This is a genomic window from Lentzea sp. NPDC037011 (assembly GCF_055607425.1).
The window spans coordinates 746436-764701 of sequence record NZ_JBVJRT010000001.1; the positions used below are offsets into that span (position 1 = coordinate 746436).

The window sequence follows — 18266 nt, forward strand, 5'->3', positions numbered from 1 at the left end:
GTGAGCCCACAAGCTCAAGACAGGGGAAAGACCCGTGGCACAGGACGTGCTCACTGATCTTGCCAAGGTCCGCAACATCGGGATCATGGCCCACATCGACGCGGGCAAGACCACGACGACTGAGCGGATCCTGTTCTACACCGGGATCAGCTACAAGATCGGCGAGGTCCACGACGGCGCTGCCGTGATGGACTGGATGGAGCAGGAGCAGGAGCGCGGCATCACGATCACGTCGGCCGCGACGACCTGCTACTGGAAGAACCACCAGATCAACCTGATCGACACGCCCGGCCACGTCGACTTCACCGTCGAGGTCGAGCGCAACCTGCGCGTCCTCGACGGCGCCGTTGCCGTCTTCGACGGCAAGGAGGGCGTCGAGCCGCAGTCCGAGCAGGTCTGGCGGCAGGCGACCAAGTACGACGTCCCGCGCATCTGCTTCGTCAACAAGATGGACAAGCTCGGCGCGGACTTCTACTTCACCATCCGCACCATCTCCGAGCGCCTGGGCGCCAAGCCCCTCCCGATCCAGATCCCGATCGGTGCCGAGAGCGACTTCATCGGCGTCGTCGACCTGATCGAGATGCGCGCTCTGACCTGGCGCGGCGAGGTCCAGAAGGGCGAGGACTACGCGATCGAGGAGATCCCCGCGGATCTCGTCGAGAAGGCGCAGGAGTTCCGCGAGGCGCTGCTCGAGGCCGTCGCCGAGACCGACGACGACCTGACCGAGAAGTACTTCGAGCAGGGCGACCTGTCCGTCGAGGAGATCAAGGCCGGCCTCCGCAAGATCGTTGCCGAGGGCACCGCCTACCCGATCCTCTGCGGCTCCGCGTTCAAGAACAAGGGCGTCCAGCCCATGCTCGACGCGGTGATCGACTTCCTGCCGTCGCCGCTGGACCTCCCGCCGGTCGAGGGCACGCTGCAGGACGGCGAGACCGTCGTGTCGCGCAAGGCCTCGTCCGACGAGCCGTTCTCCGCGCTCGCGTTCAAGATCGCCGTGCACCCGTTCTTCGGCAAGCTGACCTACATCCGGGTCTACTCGGGCAAGGTCGCCTCCGGCACCCAGGTCGTCAACGCGACCAAGGACCGCAAGGAGCGCATCGGGAAGATCTTCCAGATGCACGCCAACAAGGAGAACCCGGTCACCGAGGCCATCGCCGGTCACATCTACGCCGTGATCGGTCTGAAGGACACGACGACCGGTGAGACCCTCGCCGACCCGGCGAACCCCATCGTCCTCGAGTCGATGACGTTCCCCGAGCCGGTCATCCAGGTCGCCATCGAGCCCAAGACGAAGGCCGACCAGGAGAAGCTGGGCACCGCGATCCAGAAGCTGGCCGAGGAGGACCCGACGTTCCGGGTCAACCTCGACCAGGAGACGGGCCAGACCATCATCGCCGGCATGGGCGAGCTCCACCTGGACATCCTGGTGGACCGCATGCGCCGCGAGTTCAAGGTCGAGGCCAACATCGGCAAGCCTCAGGTGGCGTACCGGGAGACCATCCGCAAGGCGGTGGAGAAGTACTCCTACACCCACAAGAAGCAGACCGGTGGCTCCGGCCAGTTCGCGAAGGTGCTCGTCACCGTCGAGCCGCTGGAGAAGAAGGAAGACGGCGCGCTCTACGAGTTCGTCAACGCCGTCACCGGTGGTCGCATCCCCCGCGAGTACATCCCGTCGGTCGACGCGGGTGCGCAGGACGCGCTGCAGTACGGCGTGCTGGCGGGCTACCCGCTGGTCGGCGTGAAGGTGACGCTGCTCGACGGCGCCTACCACGAGGTCGACTCCTCGGAGATGGCGTTCAAGATCGCTGGTTCGATGGCCCTCAAGGAAGCCGCCCGTCAGGCGTCTCCCGCGATCCTCGAGCCGCTGATGGCCGTCGAGGTCACGACGCCCGAGGAGTACATGGGCGACGTGATCGGCGACCTGAACTCCCGCCGTGGCCAGATCCAGGCCATGGAGGAGCGCAGCGGTATCCGCGTCGTCAAGGCGCTGGTCCCGCTGTCGGAAATGTTCGGGTACGTGGGTGACCTGCGGTCCAAGACCCAGGGTCGTGCCAACTACTCGATGGTGTTCGACTCCTACGCAGAGGTTCCCGCGAACGTCTCGAAGGAGATCATCGCGAAGGCGACTGGGGAATAACCCCACACCGGAGCACCGCAGTTCCACCGCGGGCTCTCCGGGGTTGATTCCCTGGGGTCCGCTACTTTTTGACCCTGACGTGTAAGTCCGGCCGGCCGCCCCTAGCCGGCCGGACCAGCAAAAGAAGTCCAGGAGGACAATCCAGTGGCGAAGGCGAAGTTCGAGCGGACGAAGCCGCACGTCAACATCGGCACCATCGGTCACATCGACCATGGCAAGACCACGCTGACCGCGGCGATCTCCAAGGTTCTGCACGACGCGTACCCCGATGTCAACGCTTCGTTCGCGTTCGACCAGATCGACAAGGCGCCGGAAGAGAAGCAGCGCGGCATCACGATCTCGATCGCGCACATCGAGTACCAGACGGAGAACCGTCACTACGCGCACGTCGACTGCCCCGGTCACGCCGACTACATCAAGAACATGATCACCGGTGCGGCGCAGATGGACGGCGCCATCCTGGTGGTCGCGGCGACCGACGGCCCGATGCCGCAGACGAAGGAGCACGTCCTCCTGGCCCGCCAGGTCGGCGTCCCCTACATCGTCGTCGCGCTGAACAAGGCCGACATGGTCGACGACGAGGAGATCCTGGAGCTCGTCGAGCTCGAGGTCCGCGAGCTGCTCTCCGAGTACGAGTTCCCGGGCGACGACCTGCCGGTCGTGCGCGTTTCGGCGCTGAAGGCGCTGGAGGGTGACGAGACCTGGGGCAAGTCCGTGCTGGAGCTCATGGCCGCCGTCGACTCGGCGATCCCGGAGCCGGAGCGCGAGACCGACAAGCCGTTCCTCATGCCCGTCGAGGACGTCTTCACGATCACCGGCCGCGGCACCGTCGTGACCGGTCGCATCGAGCGCGGCATCATCAACGTGAACTCCGAGATCGAGATCGTCGGCATCAAGGAGCAGTCGAAGAAGACGACTGTCACCTCGATCGAGATGTTCAAGAAGTTCCTCGACGAGGGTCGCGCCGGTGACAACGCCGCGCTGCTGCTCCGCGGCATCAAGCGCGAGGAGGTGGAGCGCGGCATGGTCATCGTCAAGCCGGGCACCACGACCCCGCACACCGAGTTCGAGGCGCAGGTCTACATCCTGTCGAAGGACGAGGGTGGCCGCCACACGCCGTTCTTCAACAACTACCGTCCGCAGTTCTACTTCCGGACGACGGACGTGACCGGCGTCGTGACCCTGCCCGAGGGCACCGAGATGGTCATGCCCGGTGACACCACCGGCATGTCGGTCAAGCTGATCCAGCCGATCGCCATGGACGAGGGCCTCCGCTTCGCGATCCGCGAGGGTGGCCGCACCGTCGGCGCCGGCTCGGTCACCAAGATCGTCAAGTGACCTGGCTCTAGCTGTTAGTTCGGCGTCAGGCCGGGCCAACGTTCGCGTTGGCCCGGCCTTCGTCGTAGCAGGACCAGGCGTGTGCGACAGCTCACGCCGGAAATGTTTCGCGGCGCGCGAGGTAGATCCGCCGCGGGGATCTCGTTGCCGGGCAACGGGTCCGTTTCGCTCGTCGGTCCACACGCGACCGATCGGGCGGCTCGTCGGACAAGATCCGCACGTGATCTGCCTCCAACTGACCCACCCCGATTTGGAGTGCCCCGCGACCGTGTGGCATCCTTTACGGGTTGCTCGACGAAGGCCGGGTCGCATCCGTGCGTGCCCATCTCCTTCGACCGAGCGTCCGCGCCCTGTTAGTGAACGCCTCCTTGCGGAGATGGGCATCAGGGTGCATGGGCTGTGGTAGGCCCAATCCCACCGGGGAGACCTTGCGTGGGACCGGTATGCGTACCGGGCGCGACACGCCCGACCGCGTGGACCGGGCACCATGACACTTCAACAGGGGCGGAGCGCGCCAAGAGGCTGTAACAGGCCTCATCCGAGGCACCGCACCGCAGCGGTTACGAGAAGCAGAGGAACGGCAAGCCATCATGGCGGGACAAAAGATCCGCATCCGGCTCAAGGCCTACGACCACGAGGCGATCGACGCGTCTGCGCGCAAGATCGTTGAGACCGTGACGCGCACCGGCGCTCGGGTTGTCGGGCCCGTGCCGCTGCCCACTGAGAAGAACGTGTACTGCGTCATCCGCTCGCCGCACAAGTACAAGGACTCGCGCGAGCACTTCGAGATGCGCACGCACAAGCGGCTGATCGACATCCTCGACCCGACGCCGAAGACGGTTGACGCGCTCATGCGCATCGACCTGCCGGCCAGCGTCGACGTCAACATCCAGTAAGCGTTGGGCGCGGAGAGTAACGGACCAATGTCTGACAGGCAGATGAAGGGCATCCTGGGCACCAAGCTCGGCATGACTCAGGTCTTCGACGAGAACAACCGGGTCGTCCCGGTGACCGTCGTCAAGGCTGAGCCCAATGTCGTGACCCAGGTTCGCACCGAAGAGAAGGACGGCTACACCGCCGTCCAGCTGGCGGCCGGCGCGATCGACCCGCGCAAGGTCAACAAGCCCGTCGCGGGCCACTTCGCCAAGGCCGGGGTCACGCCCCGTCGCCACCTGGTGGAGCTGCGCACGGCGGACGCCGGCGAGTACACGGTCGGCCAGGAGATCACCGCTGAGGTGTTCGAGGCCGGCGCTGTTGTCGACATCACCGGCACCAGCAAGGGCAAGGGCACCGCGGGTGTCATGAAGCGCCACAACTTCCGGGGTCTCGGCTCCAGCCACGGCACCCAGCGCAAGCACCGCTCGCCGGGTTCCATCGGCGGCTGCGCCACCCCGGGTCGCGTCTTCAAGGGTCTGCGCATGGCCGGCCGCATGGGCCACGAGCGCGTGACGACCCAGAACCTGAAGGTGCACAAGATCGACGTGGAGAACGGCCTGCTGCTCATCAAGGGCGCGGTTCCCGGTCCCAAGGGCGGTCTGGTGTTCGTCAAGACTGCTGCGAAGGGTGGTGCCTGATGTCGACGGTTGAGATCCGTACGCCGGACGGCAAGTCCGCCGGCACGGTCGAGCTCCCCTCGGCTGTTTTCGACGCGCAGGCGAACGTCGCGCTGCTGCACCAGGTCGTCGTGGCCCAGCAGGCCGCCGCGCGCCAGGGCACGCACTCGACGAAGACCCGCGGCGAGGTGTCCGGTGGTGGCAAGAAGCCGTACCGCCAGAAGGGCACCGGTCGTGCCCGCCAGGGTTCGACGCGTGCGCCGCAGTTCGCCGGCGGTGGCGTCGTCCACGGCCCGCAGCCGCGCGACTACTCGCAGCGGACGCCCAAGAAGATGAAGGCCGCCGCTCTGCGCGGTGCCCTCTCCGACCGGGCCCGCGCCAACCAGGTGCACGTCGTGTCCGGCCTGGTGGACGGGGACACCCCGTCGACCAAGTCCGCGCGCAAGGTCCTGGAGTCGGTCACCCAGGCCCGTCGCGTCCTCGTGGTGCTCAACCGCACCGACGAGGTCTCGTGGGTCAGCGTGCGCAACCTGCAGCACGTGCACGTGATCGCGCCCGACCAGCTCAACACCTACGACGTGCTCGTCAACGACGACGTGGTGTTCACCAAGGACTCGCTCGACGTGTTCCTCGCCAGCAAGGCCCAGTCGGGTTCTGGCTCGGCTGAGGCCACGGCGACCGTGGTGGACGAGGAGGCCTCGAAGTGATCCCCGACCACAGGGACATCTTGCTCGCGCCGGTGATCTCCGAGAAGTCCTACGGACTGCTCGAGGAGAACAAGTACACCTTCCTGGTGGCGCCGGGTTCGAACAAGACCCAGATCAAGATCGCCGTGGAGAAGGTCTTCGGCGTGAAGGTCGTCAGCGTCAACACCATCAACCGGCAGGGCAAGCGCAAGCGCACCCGCACCGGGTTCGGCAAGCGCAAGGACACGAAGCGCGCGATCGTGACGCTGTCGGCTGACAGCAAGGCGATCGAGATCTTCGGCGGCCCTGCCGCCTGATGACGAGGACTGCGTAGAGATGGGCATTCGCAAGTACAAGCCGACGACTCCCGGTCGTCGCGGTGCGAGCGTCTCCGACTTCGCCGAGATCACTCGGTCGACTCCGGAGAAGTCGCTGATCCGCCCGCTGCACAAGCTGGGTGGCCGCAACGCCTCGGGCAAGATCACCACGCGGCACAAGGGTGGCGGTCACAAGCGGGCTTACCGCCTGATCGACTTCCGCCGCAACGACAAGGACGGCATCCCGGCCAAGGTCGCTCACATCGAGTACGACCCCAACCGCACCGCCCGCATCGCGCTTCTGCACTACGCCGACGGCGAGAAGCGCTACATCATCGCCCCGGAGAAGCTCAAGCAGGGTGACACGGTTGAGAACGGCCCCAAGGCCGACATCAAGCCGGGCAACAACCTGCCGCTGCGCAACATCCCGGTCGGTTCCGTGATCCACGCGATCGAGCTCCGCCCCGGCGGCGGCGCGAAGATGGCGCGCTCGGCCGGTGCCTCGGTCCAGCTCGTGGCCAAGGACGGTCCGTACGCCCAGCTGCGCCTCCCCTCGGGTGAGATCCGCAACGTGGACGTGCGCTGCCGCGCCACGCTCGGCGAGGTCGGCAACAAGGACCACCAGAACATCAACTGGGGCAAGGCCGGCCGCATGCGGTGGAAGGGCAAGAAGCCCACCGTCCGCGGTGTCGCGATGAACCCGGTCGACCACCCGCACGGTGGTGGTGAGGGCAAGACCTCCGGTGGTCGCCACCCGGTCAACCCGGCTGGTAAGCCCGAGGGTCGTACCCGCCGCCGCAAGCCAAGCGACAAGCTCATCGTCCGGCGTCGTCGCACCGGTAAGAAGCGCTGAGCAGGGAGGGAGTGAAGGATGCCTCGCAGCCTTAAGAAGGGTCCCTTCGTCGACGACCACCTGCTCAAGAAGGTGGACGTTCAGAACGAAGCGGGCAAGAAGACCGTCATCAAGACGTGGTCCCGCCGGTCCACGATCATCCCGGACATGCTGGGTCACACCATCGCGGTGCACGACGGCCGCAAGCACGTCCCGGTGTTCGTGACCGAGGCCATGGTCGGGCACAAGCTGGGCGAGTTCGCCCCGACCCGGACCTTCAAGGGCCACATCAAGGACGACCGGAAGTCTCGTCGCCGCTAGGCGCCGAACTGAGAAGAGCAAGGGAAAAGCAGCGATGAACGCCCGTAAGGACGCTGAGGCGCAGGAGTTTCCGCGCGCCGTGGCTCGGGCTCGTTACGTTCGCGACACCCCCATGAAGGTGCGTCGCGTCATCGAGCTCATCAAGGGTCGTAACGCCAGCGAGGCCCTGGCCGTGCTCCAGTTCGCGCCCCAGGCCGCCTCTGAGCCGGTCGCGAAGGTGCTCGCCAGCGCCATGGCCAACGCCGAGAACAACCTGTCCCTGGACCCGTCCACCCTCTGGGTGTCGGTGGCCTACGTGGACGAGGGTCCGACCCTCAAGCGTTTCCGCCCGCGTGCCCAGGGCCGCGCGTACCGGATCCGCAAGCGGACGTCGCACATCACCATCGAGGTGGAGTCGCGTCCGAAGAAGACCAGCGCGAAGGGAACCCGGTAGTGGGCCAGAAGATCAACCCGCACGGCTTCCGGCTGGGGATCACCACCGACTGGAAGTCCCGCTGGTACGCCGACAAGCAGTACGCCGAGTACGTGGCGGAGGACGTCAAGATCCGCCGCCTGCTCGGCAAGGGCATGGAGCGTGCCGGCATCTCCAAGGTGGAGATCGAGCGGACCCGTGACCGGGTGCGCGTCGACATCCACACCGCCCGGCCGGGCATCGTCATCGGCCGCCGCGGTGCCGAGGCGGACCGCATCCGCGGTGAGCTGGAGAAGCTCACCAAGAAGCAGGTCCAGCTGAACATCCTCGAGGTCAAGAGCCCCGAGTCGGACGCGCAGCTCGTGGCACAGGGTGTCGCCGAGCAGCTGTCCAACCGCGTCGCCTTCCGGCGCGCGATGCGCAAGGCCATCCAGTCGGCCATGCGTTCGCCGCAGGTCAAGGGCATCCGCGTGCAGTGCGGCGGTCGCCTCGGCGGCGCCGAGATGTCCCGCTCGGAGCACTACCGCGACGGCCGCGTGCCGCTGCACACGCTCCGCGCCAACATCGACTACGGCTTCTTCGAGGCCCGCACCACGTTCGGCCGCATCGGCGTGAAGGTGTGGATCTACAAGGGCGACATCGTCGGTGGCATCTCGGCCAAGCGCGCGCTCGACGCGGCCCCGGCTCAGGGAGCCGACCGCGCCCCGCGCCGCGACCGCGGCGAGCGTCCGAACCGGGCCCGTCGCTCGGGTGCCAGCGGCACCACCGCGACGAGCACCGAGGCCGGCCGTGCCGCAGCTGACGCCACGGCGTCGGCCGAGGCCCCGGCTGCTGCAGAGAAGACGGAGAGCTGAGTCATGCTCATCCCTCGTAGGGTCAAGCACCGCAAGCAGCACCACCCCAAGCGGTCGGGTGCTGCCAAGGGCGGCACGAAGGTCACCTTCGGTGAGTACGGCATCCAGGCTCTCGAGCCGGCCTACGTCACCAACAGGCAGATCGAGTCCGCTCGTATCGCCATCACGCGCCACATCCGTCGTGGCGGCAAGGTCTGGATCAACATCTTCCCGGACCGTCCGCTGACGAAGAAGCCGGCCGAGACCCGCATGGGTTCCGGTAAGGGTTCGCCGGAGTGGTGGGTGGCCAACGTCAAGCCGGGTCGCGTCCTCTTCGAGATGGCCTTCCCGAACGAGCAGGTGGCCCGCGAGGCTCTTCGCCGCGCGATCCACAAGCTCCCGATGAAGTGCCGCATCGTTACGCGTGAGGGTGGTGAGTTCTGATGGCAGCGGGTACCACCGCTTCTGAGCTGCGTGAGCTCACCGAGGAAGAGCTCGTGCTGCGTCTGAAGGAGTCGAAGGAAGAGCTCTTCAACCTTCGCTTCCAGATGGCCACGGGCCAGCTCGACAACAACCGGCGGCTGCGCACGGTCCGGCACGAGATCGCCCGGATCTACACCGTGATGCGGGAGCGGGAGCTCGGGCTCTCCGTCACGCCGGATTCCACTGGTGAGGGTGCGGCATGACCGAAAGCAACGAAGTCCAGACCGAGAAGCGCAACGACCGCAAGGTCCGCGAGGGCCTCGTCGTGTCCGACAAGATGGACAAGACGATCGTCGTGGCGCTCGAGGACCGCAAGAAGCACCCGCGTTACTCCAAGATCATGCGCTCCACCACCAAGGTGAAGGTGCACGACGAGGAGAACGCGGCGGGCGTCGGCGACCGCGTCCTGCTCATGGAGACCCGGCCTCTGTCGGCGACCAAGCGCTGGCGGCTCGTCGAGATCCTCGAGAAGGCCAAGTAAGTCCTTTCTAGACAGACCGAGCCCGTCGGGTCGGAAATCCGGCGGGCCAGGAATGGTCAGGAGCAAGTAAGTGATTCAGCAGGAGTCGCGGCTTCGTGTCGCCGACAACACCGGTGCGAAGGAGATCCTTTGCATCCGTGTTCTCGGTGGTTCGGGCCGCCGCTACGCGGGCATCGGCGACATCATCGTCGCGACCGTCAAGGACGCGATCCCCGGTGCCGGCGTGAAGAAGGGTGACGTCGTCAAGGCCGTCATCGTCCGCACCGTCAAGGAGCGCCGTCGCGCGGATGGCTCGTACATCCGCTTCGACGAGAACGCCGCCGTGCTCATCAAGAACGACAACGAGCCGCGCGGTACCCGCATCTTCGGCCCGGTCGGCCGCGAGCTGCGCGACAAGAGGTTCATGAAGATCATCTCGCTGGCTCCGGAGGTGCTCTGACCATGAAGGTGAAGAAGGGCGACACGGTCGTCGTAATCGCCGGCAAGGACAAGGGCGCGAAGGGCAAGGTCATCCAGGCCTACCCGGAGACCGGCAAGGTCCTGGTCGAGGGCGTCAACCGGATCAAGAAGCACACCAAGATCACGCAGACCCAGCGGGGCGCGCAGTCGGGTGGCATCGTGACCCAGGAAGCCCCGATCAACGTCTCCAACGTGATGGTGGTCGACTCGGACGGCAAGCCGACCCGCGTTGGTTACCGTACGAACGACGAGGGCAAGCGGGTCCGCATTTCCCGTCGTAACGGGAAGGACATCTGATCATGACTACCGCAGAGAAGATCATCCCGCGGCTCAAGACGCGCTACCGCGACGAGGTCAAGGGCGAGCTGCAGAAGCAGTTCTCCTTCGCCAACGTGATGCAGATCCCCGGCGTCGTCAAGGTCGTCGTCAACATGGGTGTCGGCGACGCCGCCCGTGACGGCAAGCTGATCGACGGTGCCGTCAAGGACCTGTCGATCATCACCGGCCAGCGTCCCGAGATCCGTCGGGCCCGCAAGTCCATCGCGCAGTTCAAGCTGCGCGAGGGCATGCCGATCGGCGCGCGCGTCACGCTGCGCGGCGACCGCATGTGGGAGTTCCTCGACCGCCTGCTGACGATCGCTCTCCCGCGCATCCGCGACTTCCGCGGACTCTCGGGCAAGCAGTTCGACGGCAACGGCAACTACACGTTCGGTCTGAACGAGCAGTCGATGTTCCACGAGATCGACCCCGACTCGATCGACCGTCCCCGCGGCATGGACATCACCGTCGTCACCACCGCCACGAACGACGAGGAGGGCCGGGCGCTGCTGAAGCTCCTGGGCTTCCCGTTCAAGGAGAACTGAGTCGATGGCCAAGAAGGCGTTGATCAACAAGGCCGCGAAGAAGCCGAAGTTCAAGGTCCGGGGCTACACCCGGTGCCAGCGTTGCGGCCGCCCCCACGCGGTGTTCCGCAAGTTCGGCCTCTGCCGGATCTGCCTGCGCGAGATGGCTCACCGCGGTGAGCTGCCTGGCGTGAGCAAGTCCAGCTGGTAATTCAGAGCACCATTACTTCGCTGTAGGCCCGCACGCGACCGTCCTGGCCCCTTCACGGGGGCCAGGTCTGGACCCCGAGCGGTGAACCGCAGCGAGAAAGGTTGACCAGGTCACCATGACGATGACCGACCCGATCGCAGACATGCTCACTCGTCTGCGCAACGCGAACTCGGCTTACCACGACAAGGTCGTGATGCCGCACTCGAAGCTGAAGGCCAACATCGCCGAGATCCTCAAGCGCGAGGGCTACATCGCCTCGTACCGCGACGAGGAGGGCGAGGTCGCGAAGAACCTCGTCGTCGAGCTGAAGTACGGCCCGAACCGGGAGCGCAGCATCGCCGGCCTCCGCCGCGTGTCGAAGCCCGGCCTGCGCGTGTACGCGAAGTCCACCGGTCTGCCCCGAGTTCTCGGTGGCCTCGGTGTGGCGATCATTTCGACCTCTGGTGGTCTCATGACCGACCGCCAGGCCAACAAGGCAGGCGTGGGCGGAGAAGTCCTCGCCTACGTTTGGTAAGGGGGAGTAGACATGTCGCGCATCGGTAAGCAGCCGATCATTGTCCCCTCCGGGGTCGACGTGAACATCGCCGGTCAGGACGTGAGCATCAAGGGCCCCAAGGGCACCCTGACGCTGACGATCGCTGAGCCGATCAGCCTGGAGAAGGCTGAGGACGGCACTCTCGAGGTCAAGCGCCCGAACGACGAGCGCCGCAACCGCGCGCTCCACGGCTTGTCGCGCACGCTGGTGCACAACATGGTCGTCGGTGTGACCCAGGGTTACGAAAAGAAGATGGAAATCCACGGCGTCGGTTACCGCGTCGCGCTCAAGGGCTCTGAGCTCGAGTTCGCGCTCGGTTACTCCCACCCCGTCAAGGTCGAGGCCCCCGCGGGCATCACCTTCGCGGTGGAGACCCCGACCCGCTTCTCCGTCTCGGGTATCGACAAGCAGCTGGTCGGTGAGGTCGCCGCCAACATCCGCAAGCTGCGCAAGCCCGACCCGTACAAGGGCAAGGGCGTCCGCTACTCGGGCGAGAAGATCCGTCGCAAGGTCGGAAAGACGGGTAAGTGACATGAGCGAGTCGACTGTTACGAAGCGCAAGCCGGTGGGCAAGGACATCTCCACCAGGCGTCGTGTTGCCAAGGCCCGTCGCCACTTCCGCCTCCGCAAGAAGGTCAACGGAACGGCCGAGCGCCCGCGCCTGGTCGTGCACCGTTCGTCGAAGCACATCACCGTGCAGATCATCGACGACCTGAAGGGCCACACGGTCGCGTCCGCTTCCTCCATGGAGGCCGACGTCCGTGCCCTGGAGGGCGACAAGAAGGCCCGCGCGGCCAAGGTCGGCCAGCTGGCCGCGGCCCGTGCCAAGGACGCCGGTGTCACGGCGGTCGTGTTCGACCGCGGCGGCAACGCGTACCACGGCCGGATCGCTGCTCTGGCGGATGCCGCTCGCGAGGCGGGGCTGGAGTTCTGACAATGATCATCACTGGAATTGAGAGGGACGCCTGATGCCAGGACGTACGCGTCGCGAAGGCGGCGGGGGCGAGCGCGGAGAGCGCCGCGACCGTCGTGACGGCGGCCGCGGCGGCGCGGCCCAGGAGAAGACCCCGCACCTCGAGCGCGTGGTTGCGATCAACCGCGTGTCCAAGGTGGTCAAGGGTGGTCGTCGCTTCAGCTTCACCGCCCTCGTGGTGGTGGGCGACGGCGACGGCATGGTCGGCGTCGGCTACGGCAAGGCCAAGGAAGTTCCCGCGGCCATCGCCAAGGGTGTCGAGGAAGCGAAGAAGAACTTCTTCCGCGTGCCTCGCATCGCCGGCACCATCCCGCACCCGGTGCAGGGTGAGAAGGCCGCCGGTGTGGTCCTGCTGCGTCCGGCCTCGGCCGGTACCGGTGTCATCGCGGGTGGCGCCGTCCGCGCCGTCCTCGAGTGCGCCGGCGTGCACGACGTGCTGTCGAAGTCGCTCGGCTCCGACAACGCGATCAACATCGTGCACGCGACCGTGGCGGCCCTCAAGGGCCTGCAGCGTCCCGAAGAGGTCGCGGCCCGTCGTGGCCTGCCCCTCGAGGACGTCGCCCCCGCCGGCATGATCCGCGCTCGCGCGGGCCAGGGGGTGTGATCATGGCTCAGCTGAAGATCACGCAGGTTCGCAGCACCATCGGTACCAAGCACAACCACCGCGAGTCGATGCGCACCCTCGGGCTGCGCAAGATCCGCCAGTCGGTCGTGCGTGAGGACACCCCCCAGGTGCTCGGCCTGATCCACGCCGTGCGCCACCTGGTGGTTGTTGAGGAGGTCCAGTCGTGACCATCAAGATTCACGACCTGCGTCCTGCCCCCGGGGCCAAGACCGCCAAGACCCGCGTCGGTCGTGGTGAGGGCTCCAAGGGCAAGACCGCCGGCCGCGGTACGAAGGGCACGGGCGCTCGCAAGAACGTCTCGCCGCGCTTCGAAGGTGGCCAGATGCCGCTCCAGATGCGGCTGCCCAAGATGAAGGGCTTCAAGAACCCGTTCCGCACCGAGTACCAGGTCGTGAACGTCTCCGACATCGCTGCCTCGTTCCCCGAGGGCGGTTCGGTCGACGTCGCCGCGCTGGTGCTGGCCGGGCTGGTCCGCAAGGGCTCGCTCGTCAAGGTGCTGGGTGACGGTGAGGTCAGCGTCAAGCTCGACATCACCGCGAACAAGTTCTCCAAGACCGCTGTGGAGAAGATCGCTGCTGCGGGTGGGACGACCACGGTCGCCTGATCCGCGGGACTGTCTGAAGGGCCTCGGGGCGTTGCCCCGGGGCCCTTCGGCGTTTCCGGGGGACGTGGCCGCGAGCGCGGTAGCGGTGACGGCGACGTCGGCGCGGAACCGCTCGCGGAGGGCCTTGACGCCTCGCCTTCGGCGTCGGCTGGGCCGGTGCGGCCCGATCGTGCTGCGGCGCGACTCCGCGGCCCGACCGTGGTGCAACCCGACCGTGGTGCGGTGCGGCTCGCCAGCGCGACGCGGTGCGGCGCGATTCGGCGCGCGTGCGGGGTTCTGCGAACAGCTGAACTTTCCGCCCGATCGGAGGGAACACGAAGAGTGGTGTGGACGTTCCGCCGGGTCTGTTCTGGCTGCTGGTAGCACGGATTGTCCGGGTTCGGTACCCCGAAAGGACCAGTGGACCGGGCAGAGATCAACCGAGTTGAACCTGTGATTGGCCACTGGGTACGACCAGGTGGTGGGGGGCTGTTAGTGTTGCGGGCTGAACCCGGATGTCCTCCGGGTTGCTTGGTCGTGGCTACCTACCTCGGCCCTGCCATCTACCGCATGTGCCGGTCCCTGGGGGTCGGCAACGCTCAGGAGGTTCGCGTGCTCGGCGCATTCCGCTCGGCTCTCGCGACGCCGGATCTACGCAAGAAGATCCTCTTCACGCTCGGGATCATCATTGTGTACCGGCTTGGTGCGACCATGCCCGCGCCGGGCGTGTCCTTCAAGAACGTGCGGGCGTGTGCCGAGCAGCTCGAAGGCCAGAACATCTACTCGCTGATCAACCTGTTCAGCGGTGGTGCGTTGCTCAACCTGTCGGTGTTCGCGCTGGGGATCATGCCCTACATCACCGCGAGCATCATCATCCAGCTGCTCACCGTGGTCATCCCGCGGTTCGAGCAGCTGAAGAAGGAAGGGCAGGCCGGGCAGGGCAAGCTCACGCAGTACACCCGCTACCTCACGATCGGGCTGGCGATCCTGCAGTCCACCGGTCTGGTGGCGCTGGCGGTGCGCGGGCAGCTGTTCGGCGAGTGCGACCAGGACGTCATCCCCGGCAAGGACAGCATCTTCACGCTGATCGTGCTGGTCATCACGATGACGGCCGGTACCTCGGTCATCATGTGGCTGGGTGAGCTGATCACCGAGAAGGGCATCGGCAACGGCATGTCGTTGCTGATCTTCACCGGCATCGCCGCCCGCATCCCGGCCGAGGGCAAGAACATCTGGGACAAGGACCAGTCGCGGATCACCTTCGTCCTCGTCATCATCGCCGCTCTGATCATCATCGCGAGCGTCATCTACGTCGAGCAGGCGCAGCGCCGCATCCCGGTGCAGTACGCCAAGCGCATGATCGGTCGCCGCATGTACGGCGGCACCTCGACCTACCTTCCGTTGAAGGTGAACCAGGCCGGCGTCATCCCGGTCATCTTCGCCTCGTCGCTGCTCTACCTGCCGGACCTGATCGTCCGCCTCACGAACTCCACGGGTGAGCCCAACTGGTTCACCACGTTCGTGCAGACCTACCTGGTCAAGCAGTCGAGCTGGGTGCACATCAGCGCGTACTTCCTGCTGATCGTCTTCTTCACCTACTTCTACGTCGGCATCACGTTCAACCCGGACGAGCGCGCTGACGAGATGAAGAAGTTCGGTGGCTTCATCCCCGGCATCCGTCCCGGTCGCCCGACCGCCGAGTACCTCAAGTTCGTCCTGGGCCGCATCACGCTGCCCGGTTCGCTCTACCTCGGCATCGTGGCGATCCTGCCGAACCTGTTCCTCGACATCACCAGCGAGGGCCAGAACCAGAACTTCCCGTTCGGCGGTACCGCGGTTCTGATCATGGTCGGTGTCGGTCTCGACACCGTGAAGCAGATCGAGAGCCAGCTCATGCAGCGCAATTACGAAGGGTTCCTCCGCTAGTGCGACTTGTTCTCGTTGGCCCGCCGGGTGCGGGCAAGGGCACTCAGGCCGAGGTGCTGAGCACCAAGCTCGGCGTGCCGCACATCTCGACGGGCGACCTCTTCCGGTCACACATCAGCAACCAGACCGAGCTCGGGCTGGAGGTGCAGAGCATCCTCGACGAGGGCGCTCTCGTACCGGACAGCATCACGAACGAGATGGTGCGCAAGCGCTTGGCCGAGTCCGACGCCACGGACGGGTTCCTGCTCGACGGGTTCCCGCGCAACGTGGCGCAGGCCGACAAGCTCGCTGAGTTCCTCTCGGTCGACGGACACGGGCTCGACGCGGTGCTGGAGTTCCGGGTCGACGAGGACGTCGTGGTGGAGCGGTTGCTGGCGCGCGGGCGCACGGACGACAAGGAAGAGGTCATCCGGCACCGGCAGCAGGTGTACCGCAACGAGACCGCGCCGCTGCTCGACTACTACGCGGACAAGGTCATCACCATCGACGCCGTCGGTGAGATCGACGAAATCAGTGAGCGGGCCCTCGCTGCGCTGCACGCGCTGCGCGGCGAGAAGTGACCGGTGGACTGCTCGACCGACTCCGGTCTCTAGTTTCCCCAGGCAGTGAACGCATGATCGAGATCAAGACCCGCGGCCAGCTGGAGGCCATGCGCGCCTCCGGCCTGGTCGTGGCCAGGGCCCTGCGCAACGTCGTCGACGCGGTCAAGGTCGGTGTCTCCACGCAGGAGCTCGACGAGATCGCGGAGCAGACGATCCGCGACGCCGGCGCCGTCCCGTCGTTCAAGGGCTACCACGGGTTCCCCGCGAGCATCTGCGCCTCCGTGAACGAGCAGATCGTCCACGGCATCCCCAGCAGCAAGCAGGTGCTCGCCGAGGGCGACCTCATCTCCATCGACTGCGGTGCCATCCTCGACGGCTGGCACGGCGACTCGGCGGTCACCGTGGGCGTCGGCGAGCTCTCGCCGGCCGACCACCGGCTCTCCGAGGCGACCAGGCTGTCGATGCTCGCGGGCATCGAGGCCGCGGTGCCCGGCGGGAAGCTCACCGACATCTCGTTCGCCATCGAGTCCTCGGCGATCGAGTCCGGTGAGCGCGACGGCATCGAGTACGGCATCGTCGCGGACTACGGCGGCCACGGCATCGGCACCAAGATGCACATGGACCCGTTCCTGCCGAACTACGGCAAGCCCGGCAAGGGCCCGCGCCTGAAGGTCGGCATGGCCATCGCGATCGAACCGATGCTCACGCTCGGCTCCGACGACTCCCAGGAGCTGGACGACGGCTGGACCGTCGTCACGCTCGACGGGACGCGGGCCGCGCACTGGGAGCACTCGGTCGCCATCACCGAGGACGGCCCCTGGGTGCTCACCGCGCCCGAGGAGTGACCCGGCAGCACCACGAACGTCTCCGGCACGGCCCCCGTCTCCACGCGAGGCGGGGGCCGTGCCGTTGTCGCGCCCCGAGTGGCGAGCGGGCCGCCGTCGGACCTGAGCTCCGGTCCCGCGTTCGTCGACGCAGCTCAGCAGTGTTCCGGCGACACCACGCGCAGGCGGCGCGGCACTGTTCAGCGGGGCGCACGGGGCCCGATTTGGGTTGCCGGGGTGAACTGCGTACACTGGTCAGGTGGCGCACCCGTAGCGCCGGTTCTGTCGTGCCCTTCAAGGTGAGATCGAGCCGGGCCGAAACGCGTCCAAAGGTTATTATCACCGTCACGAAACGCGGAGGACATGGGCAAGAAGGACGGGGCCATTGAGGTCGAGGGCCGCGTAGTCGAGCCGCTCCCCAACGCGATGTTCCGCGTCGAGTTGGAGAACGGTCACAAGGTACTCGCGCACATCAGCGGCAAGATGCGTCAGCACTACATCCGCATCCTCCCTGAGGACCGGGTTGTCGTGGAGCTCTCGCCCTACGACCTGTCCCGCGGGCGCATCGTCTACCGCTACAAGTGACCTCCAATAGCAGGAGACTTCAGGCGTGAAGGTCCAGCCGAGCGTCAAGAAGATCTGCGACAAGTGCAAGGTGATCCGCCGTCACGGCCGGGTCATGGTGATCTGCGAGAACCTGCGCCACAAGCAGCGCCAGGGCTGAGCAGCTCCACCACGCGCTCGTCGAGACCTTCGATGACGCAGTAACGAGAAACTCCTCGCACCTGCCGCACGCAGGGCTTCAAGCGTGCGGACACCCCCGGATTCCAGGCCGGGGCCGGGACACCGGCTGTGAGAGCAGCCGGAACGACACAGCGAGTCAGTCGCCGGAACTGGGCGAGGAGCAGACCTGGAAGTAATCGACAGGAGTTAACCGCCACATGGCACGACTCGCTGGCGTCGACCTCCCCCGCGAAAAGCGGATGGAGATCGCGCTCACCTACATCTTCGGCATCGGCCGCACCCGTTCCAAGGAGGTGCTGGCCGCCACGTCGATCTCGCCCGACCTCCGGGTGAAGGATCTGACGGACGACGACGTCGCCACCCTGCGGGACTACATCGAGAACAACTTCAAGGTCGAGGGTGACCTCCGTCGCGAGGTCGCGGCCGACATCCGTCGCAAGATGGAGATCGGTTGCTACGCGGGTCTTCGGCACCGTCGCGGCCTGCCCGTTCGCGGGCAGCGCACCAAGACGAACGCTCGTACCCGCAAGGGTCCGAAGAAGACCGTGGCCGGCAAGAAGAAGGCCGGCAAGAAGTAAGACCTCGGGTCTGCTGCCCTCAACTTAGGAG

Annotated in this window: 29 protein-coding genes; all 29 read left to right on the forward strand. The window is 66.3% G+C overall.

Annotated elements, in window-relative coordinates; translation table 11 throughout:
* Positions 1-34 precede the first annotated feature (34 nt).
* The 29 genes from fusA to rpsM all read left to right on the forward strand — a co-directional run bounded on the left by fusA (position 35) and on the right by rpsM (position 18235).
* Positions 35-2137 carry an elongation factor G gene (fusA, locus tag ACZ7CH_RS03850; protein ID WP_360395728.1) on the forward strand — a complete coding sequence of 701 codons (2103 nt, stop codon included), beginning with the start codon at positions 35-37 and terminating at the stop codon, positions 2135-2137.
* A 144-nt stretch (positions 2138-2281) separates the two neighbouring features.
* Positions 2282-3475, forward strand: a complete 1194-nt coding sequence (gene tuf / locus ACZ7CH_RS03855) for an elongation factor Tu (protein WP_360395730.1) — start codon at positions 2282-2284, stop codon at positions 3473-3475.
* Between the two features lie 590 nt (positions 3476-4065).
* The gene (gene rpsJ, locus ACZ7CH_RS03860) at positions 4066-4371 is read left to right on the forward strand and encodes a 30S ribosomal protein S10 (RefSeq protein WP_003938093.1); all 306 of its coding nucleotides are present in this window, start codon (positions 4066-4068) and stop codon (positions 4369-4371) included.
* Positions 4372-4398: 27 nt separating this feature from the next.
* Positions 4399-5049: a 50S ribosomal protein L3 gene (rplC, locus tag ACZ7CH_RS03865; RefSeq protein WP_360395731.1), complete on the forward strand. Its 651-nt coding sequence runs from the start codon at positions 4399-4401 to the stop codon at positions 5047-5049.
* On the forward strand, positions 5049-5735 hold the full coding sequence (rplD, locus tag ACZ7CH_RS03870) for a 50S ribosomal protein L4 (protein WP_360395732.1): 687 nt from the start codon (positions 5049-5051) through the stop codon (positions 5733-5735). Before rplC ends, rplD begins: the two co-directional genes overlap by 1 nt.
* Entirely contained in the window at positions 5732-6031 is a 300-nt protein-coding gene (gene rplW, locus ACZ7CH_RS03875) for a 50S ribosomal protein L23 (protein ID WP_065915972.1), read from the forward strand. Before rplD ends, rplW begins: the two co-directional genes overlap by 4 nt.
* Positions 6032-6050: 19 nt before the next feature.
* A complete protein-coding gene (gene rplB, locus ACZ7CH_RS03880) occupies positions 6051-6884 on the forward strand; it encodes a 50S ribosomal protein L2 (RefSeq protein ID WP_065915973.1) in 834 nt (277 codons plus the stop codon).
* An 18-nt stretch (positions 6885-6902) separates the two neighbouring features.
* The gene (gene rpsS / locus ACZ7CH_RS03885; protein ID WP_030478300.1) at positions 6903-7184 is read left to right on the forward strand and encodes a 30S ribosomal protein S19; all 282 of its coding nucleotides are present in this window, start codon (positions 6903-6905) and stop codon (positions 7182-7184) included.
* Between the two features lie 34 nt (positions 7185-7218).
* Complete coding sequence (rplV, locus tag ACZ7CH_RS03890; RefSeq protein WP_285643061.1) at positions 7219-7617, forward strand: 50S ribosomal protein L22; 399 nt, start codon at positions 7219-7221, stop codon at positions 7615-7617.
* On the forward strand, positions 7617-8450 hold the full coding sequence (rpsC, locus tag ACZ7CH_RS03895) for a 30S ribosomal protein S3 (RefSeq protein ID WP_360395734.1): 834 nt from the start codon (positions 7617-7619) through the stop codon (positions 8448-8450). The genes rplV and rpsC overlap by 1 nt, the downstream gene beginning before the upstream one ends.
* Positions 8451-8453: 3 nt before the next feature.
* Positions 8454-8873 carry a 50S ribosomal protein L16 gene (gene rplP / locus ACZ7CH_RS03900; RefSeq protein WP_030473461.1) on the forward strand — a complete coding sequence of 140 codons (420 nt, stop codon included), beginning with the start codon at positions 8454-8456 and terminating at the stop codon, positions 8871-8873.
* Positions 8873-9115 carry a 50S ribosomal protein L29 gene (gene rpmC, locus ACZ7CH_RS03905; protein ID WP_053733144.1) on the forward strand — a complete coding sequence of 81 codons (243 nt, stop codon included), beginning with the start codon at positions 8873-8875 and terminating at the stop codon, positions 9113-9115. Before rplP ends, rpmC begins: the two co-directional genes overlap by 1 nt.
* On the forward strand, positions 9112-9393 hold the full coding sequence (rpsQ, locus tag ACZ7CH_RS03910; RefSeq protein WP_089949051.1) for a 30S ribosomal protein S17: 282 nt from the start codon (positions 9112-9114) through the stop codon (positions 9391-9393). The genes rpmC and rpsQ overlap by 4 nt, the downstream gene beginning before the upstream one ends.
* Before the next feature lie 70 nt (positions 9394-9463).
* Positions 9464-9832 (forward strand): 50S ribosomal protein L14, encoded by a 369-nt coding sequence (rplN, locus tag ACZ7CH_RS03915; RefSeq protein ID WP_089915281.1) that lies wholly within the window; start codon positions 9464-9466, stop codon positions 9830-9832.
* Positions 9833-9834: 2 nt separating this feature from the next.
* Entirely contained in the window at positions 9835-10149 is a 315-nt protein-coding gene (gene rplX, locus ACZ7CH_RS03920; protein WP_045309812.1) for a 50S ribosomal protein L24, read from the forward strand.
* A 2-nt stretch (positions 10150-10151) separates the two neighbouring features.
* Positions 10152-10715: a 50S ribosomal protein L5 gene (gene rplE, locus ACZ7CH_RS03925; RefSeq protein ID WP_360395736.1), complete on the forward strand. Its 564-nt coding sequence runs from the start codon at positions 10152-10154 to the stop codon at positions 10713-10715.
* Between the two features lie 4 nt (positions 10716-10719).
* Positions 10720-10905 carry a type Z 30S ribosomal protein S14 gene (locus tag ACZ7CH_RS03930; RefSeq protein WP_030473455.1) on the forward strand — a complete coding sequence of 62 codons (186 nt, stop codon included), beginning with the start codon at positions 10720-10722 and terminating at the stop codon, positions 10903-10905.
* A 115-nt stretch (positions 10906-11020) separates the two neighbouring features.
* Entirely contained in the window at positions 11021-11419 is a 399-nt protein-coding gene (rpsH, locus tag ACZ7CH_RS03935; RefSeq protein WP_030473454.1) for a 30S ribosomal protein S8, read from the forward strand.
* A gap of 12 nt (positions 11420-11431) precedes the next feature.
* Positions 11432-11971, forward strand: coding sequence for a 50S ribosomal protein L6 (rplF, locus tag ACZ7CH_RS03940; RefSeq protein WP_090094708.1), 540 nt, complete (start codon positions 11432-11434; stop codon positions 11969-11971).
* 1 nt (position 11972) lies between these two features.
* Positions 11973-12374, forward strand: coding sequence for a 50S ribosomal protein L18 (rplR, locus tag ACZ7CH_RS03945; protein WP_360395738.1), 402 nt, complete (start codon positions 11973-11975; stop codon positions 12372-12374).
* Positions 12375-12408: 34 nt separating this feature from the next.
* Positions 12409-13017: a 30S ribosomal protein S5 gene (gene rpsE, locus ACZ7CH_RS03950; protein WP_030473451.1), complete on the forward strand. Its 609-nt coding sequence runs from the start codon at positions 12409-12411 to the stop codon at positions 13015-13017.
* A 2-nt stretch (positions 13018-13019) separates the two neighbouring features.
* Entirely contained in the window at positions 13020-13205 is a 186-nt protein-coding gene (gene rpmD / locus ACZ7CH_RS03955) for a 50S ribosomal protein L30 (protein WP_045309828.1), read from the forward strand.
* A complete protein-coding gene (rplO, locus tag ACZ7CH_RS03960; RefSeq protein ID WP_360395741.1) occupies positions 13202-13642 on the forward strand; it encodes a 50S ribosomal protein L15 in 441 nt (146 codons plus the stop codon). The genes rpmD and rplO overlap by 4 nt, the downstream gene beginning before the upstream one ends.
* A 591-nt stretch (positions 13643-14233) precedes the next feature.
* The gene (gene secY, locus ACZ7CH_RS03965; protein WP_360396061.1) at positions 14234-15547 is read left to right on the forward strand and encodes a preprotein translocase subunit SecY; all 1314 of its coding nucleotides are present in this window, start codon (positions 14234-14236) and stop codon (positions 15545-15547) included.
* On the forward strand, positions 15547-16107 hold the full coding sequence (locus tag ACZ7CH_RS03970) for an adenylate kinase (protein ID WP_360395742.1): 561 nt from the start codon (positions 15547-15549) through the stop codon (positions 16105-16107). Before secY ends, ACZ7CH_RS03970 begins: the two co-directional genes overlap by 1 nt.
* A gap of 53 nt (positions 16108-16160) precedes the next feature.
* Positions 16161-16934: a type I methionyl aminopeptidase gene (gene map / locus ACZ7CH_RS03975; protein ID WP_458430188.1), complete on the forward strand. Its 774-nt coding sequence runs from the start codon at positions 16161-16163 to the stop codon at positions 16932-16934.
* A gap of 342 nt (positions 16935-17276) precedes the next feature.
* Positions 17277-17498 carry a translation initiation factor IF-1 gene (gene infA, locus ACZ7CH_RS03980; RefSeq protein WP_005166804.1) on the forward strand — a complete coding sequence of 74 codons (222 nt, stop codon included), beginning with the start codon at positions 17277-17279 and terminating at the stop codon, positions 17496-17498.
* Positions 17499-17523: 25 nt separating this feature from the next.
* Positions 17524-17637, forward strand: a complete 114-nt coding sequence (rpmJ, locus tag ACZ7CH_RS03985) for a 50S ribosomal protein L36 (protein ID WP_010148647.1) — start codon at positions 17524-17526, stop codon at positions 17635-17637.
* A 217-nt stretch (positions 17638-17854) separates the two neighbouring features.
* A complete protein-coding gene (gene rpsM, locus ACZ7CH_RS03990; RefSeq protein ID WP_053733134.1) occupies positions 17855-18235 on the forward strand; it encodes a 30S ribosomal protein S13 in 381 nt (126 codons plus the stop codon).
* The last annotated feature ends 31 nt before the right edge of the window (positions 18236-18266 follow it).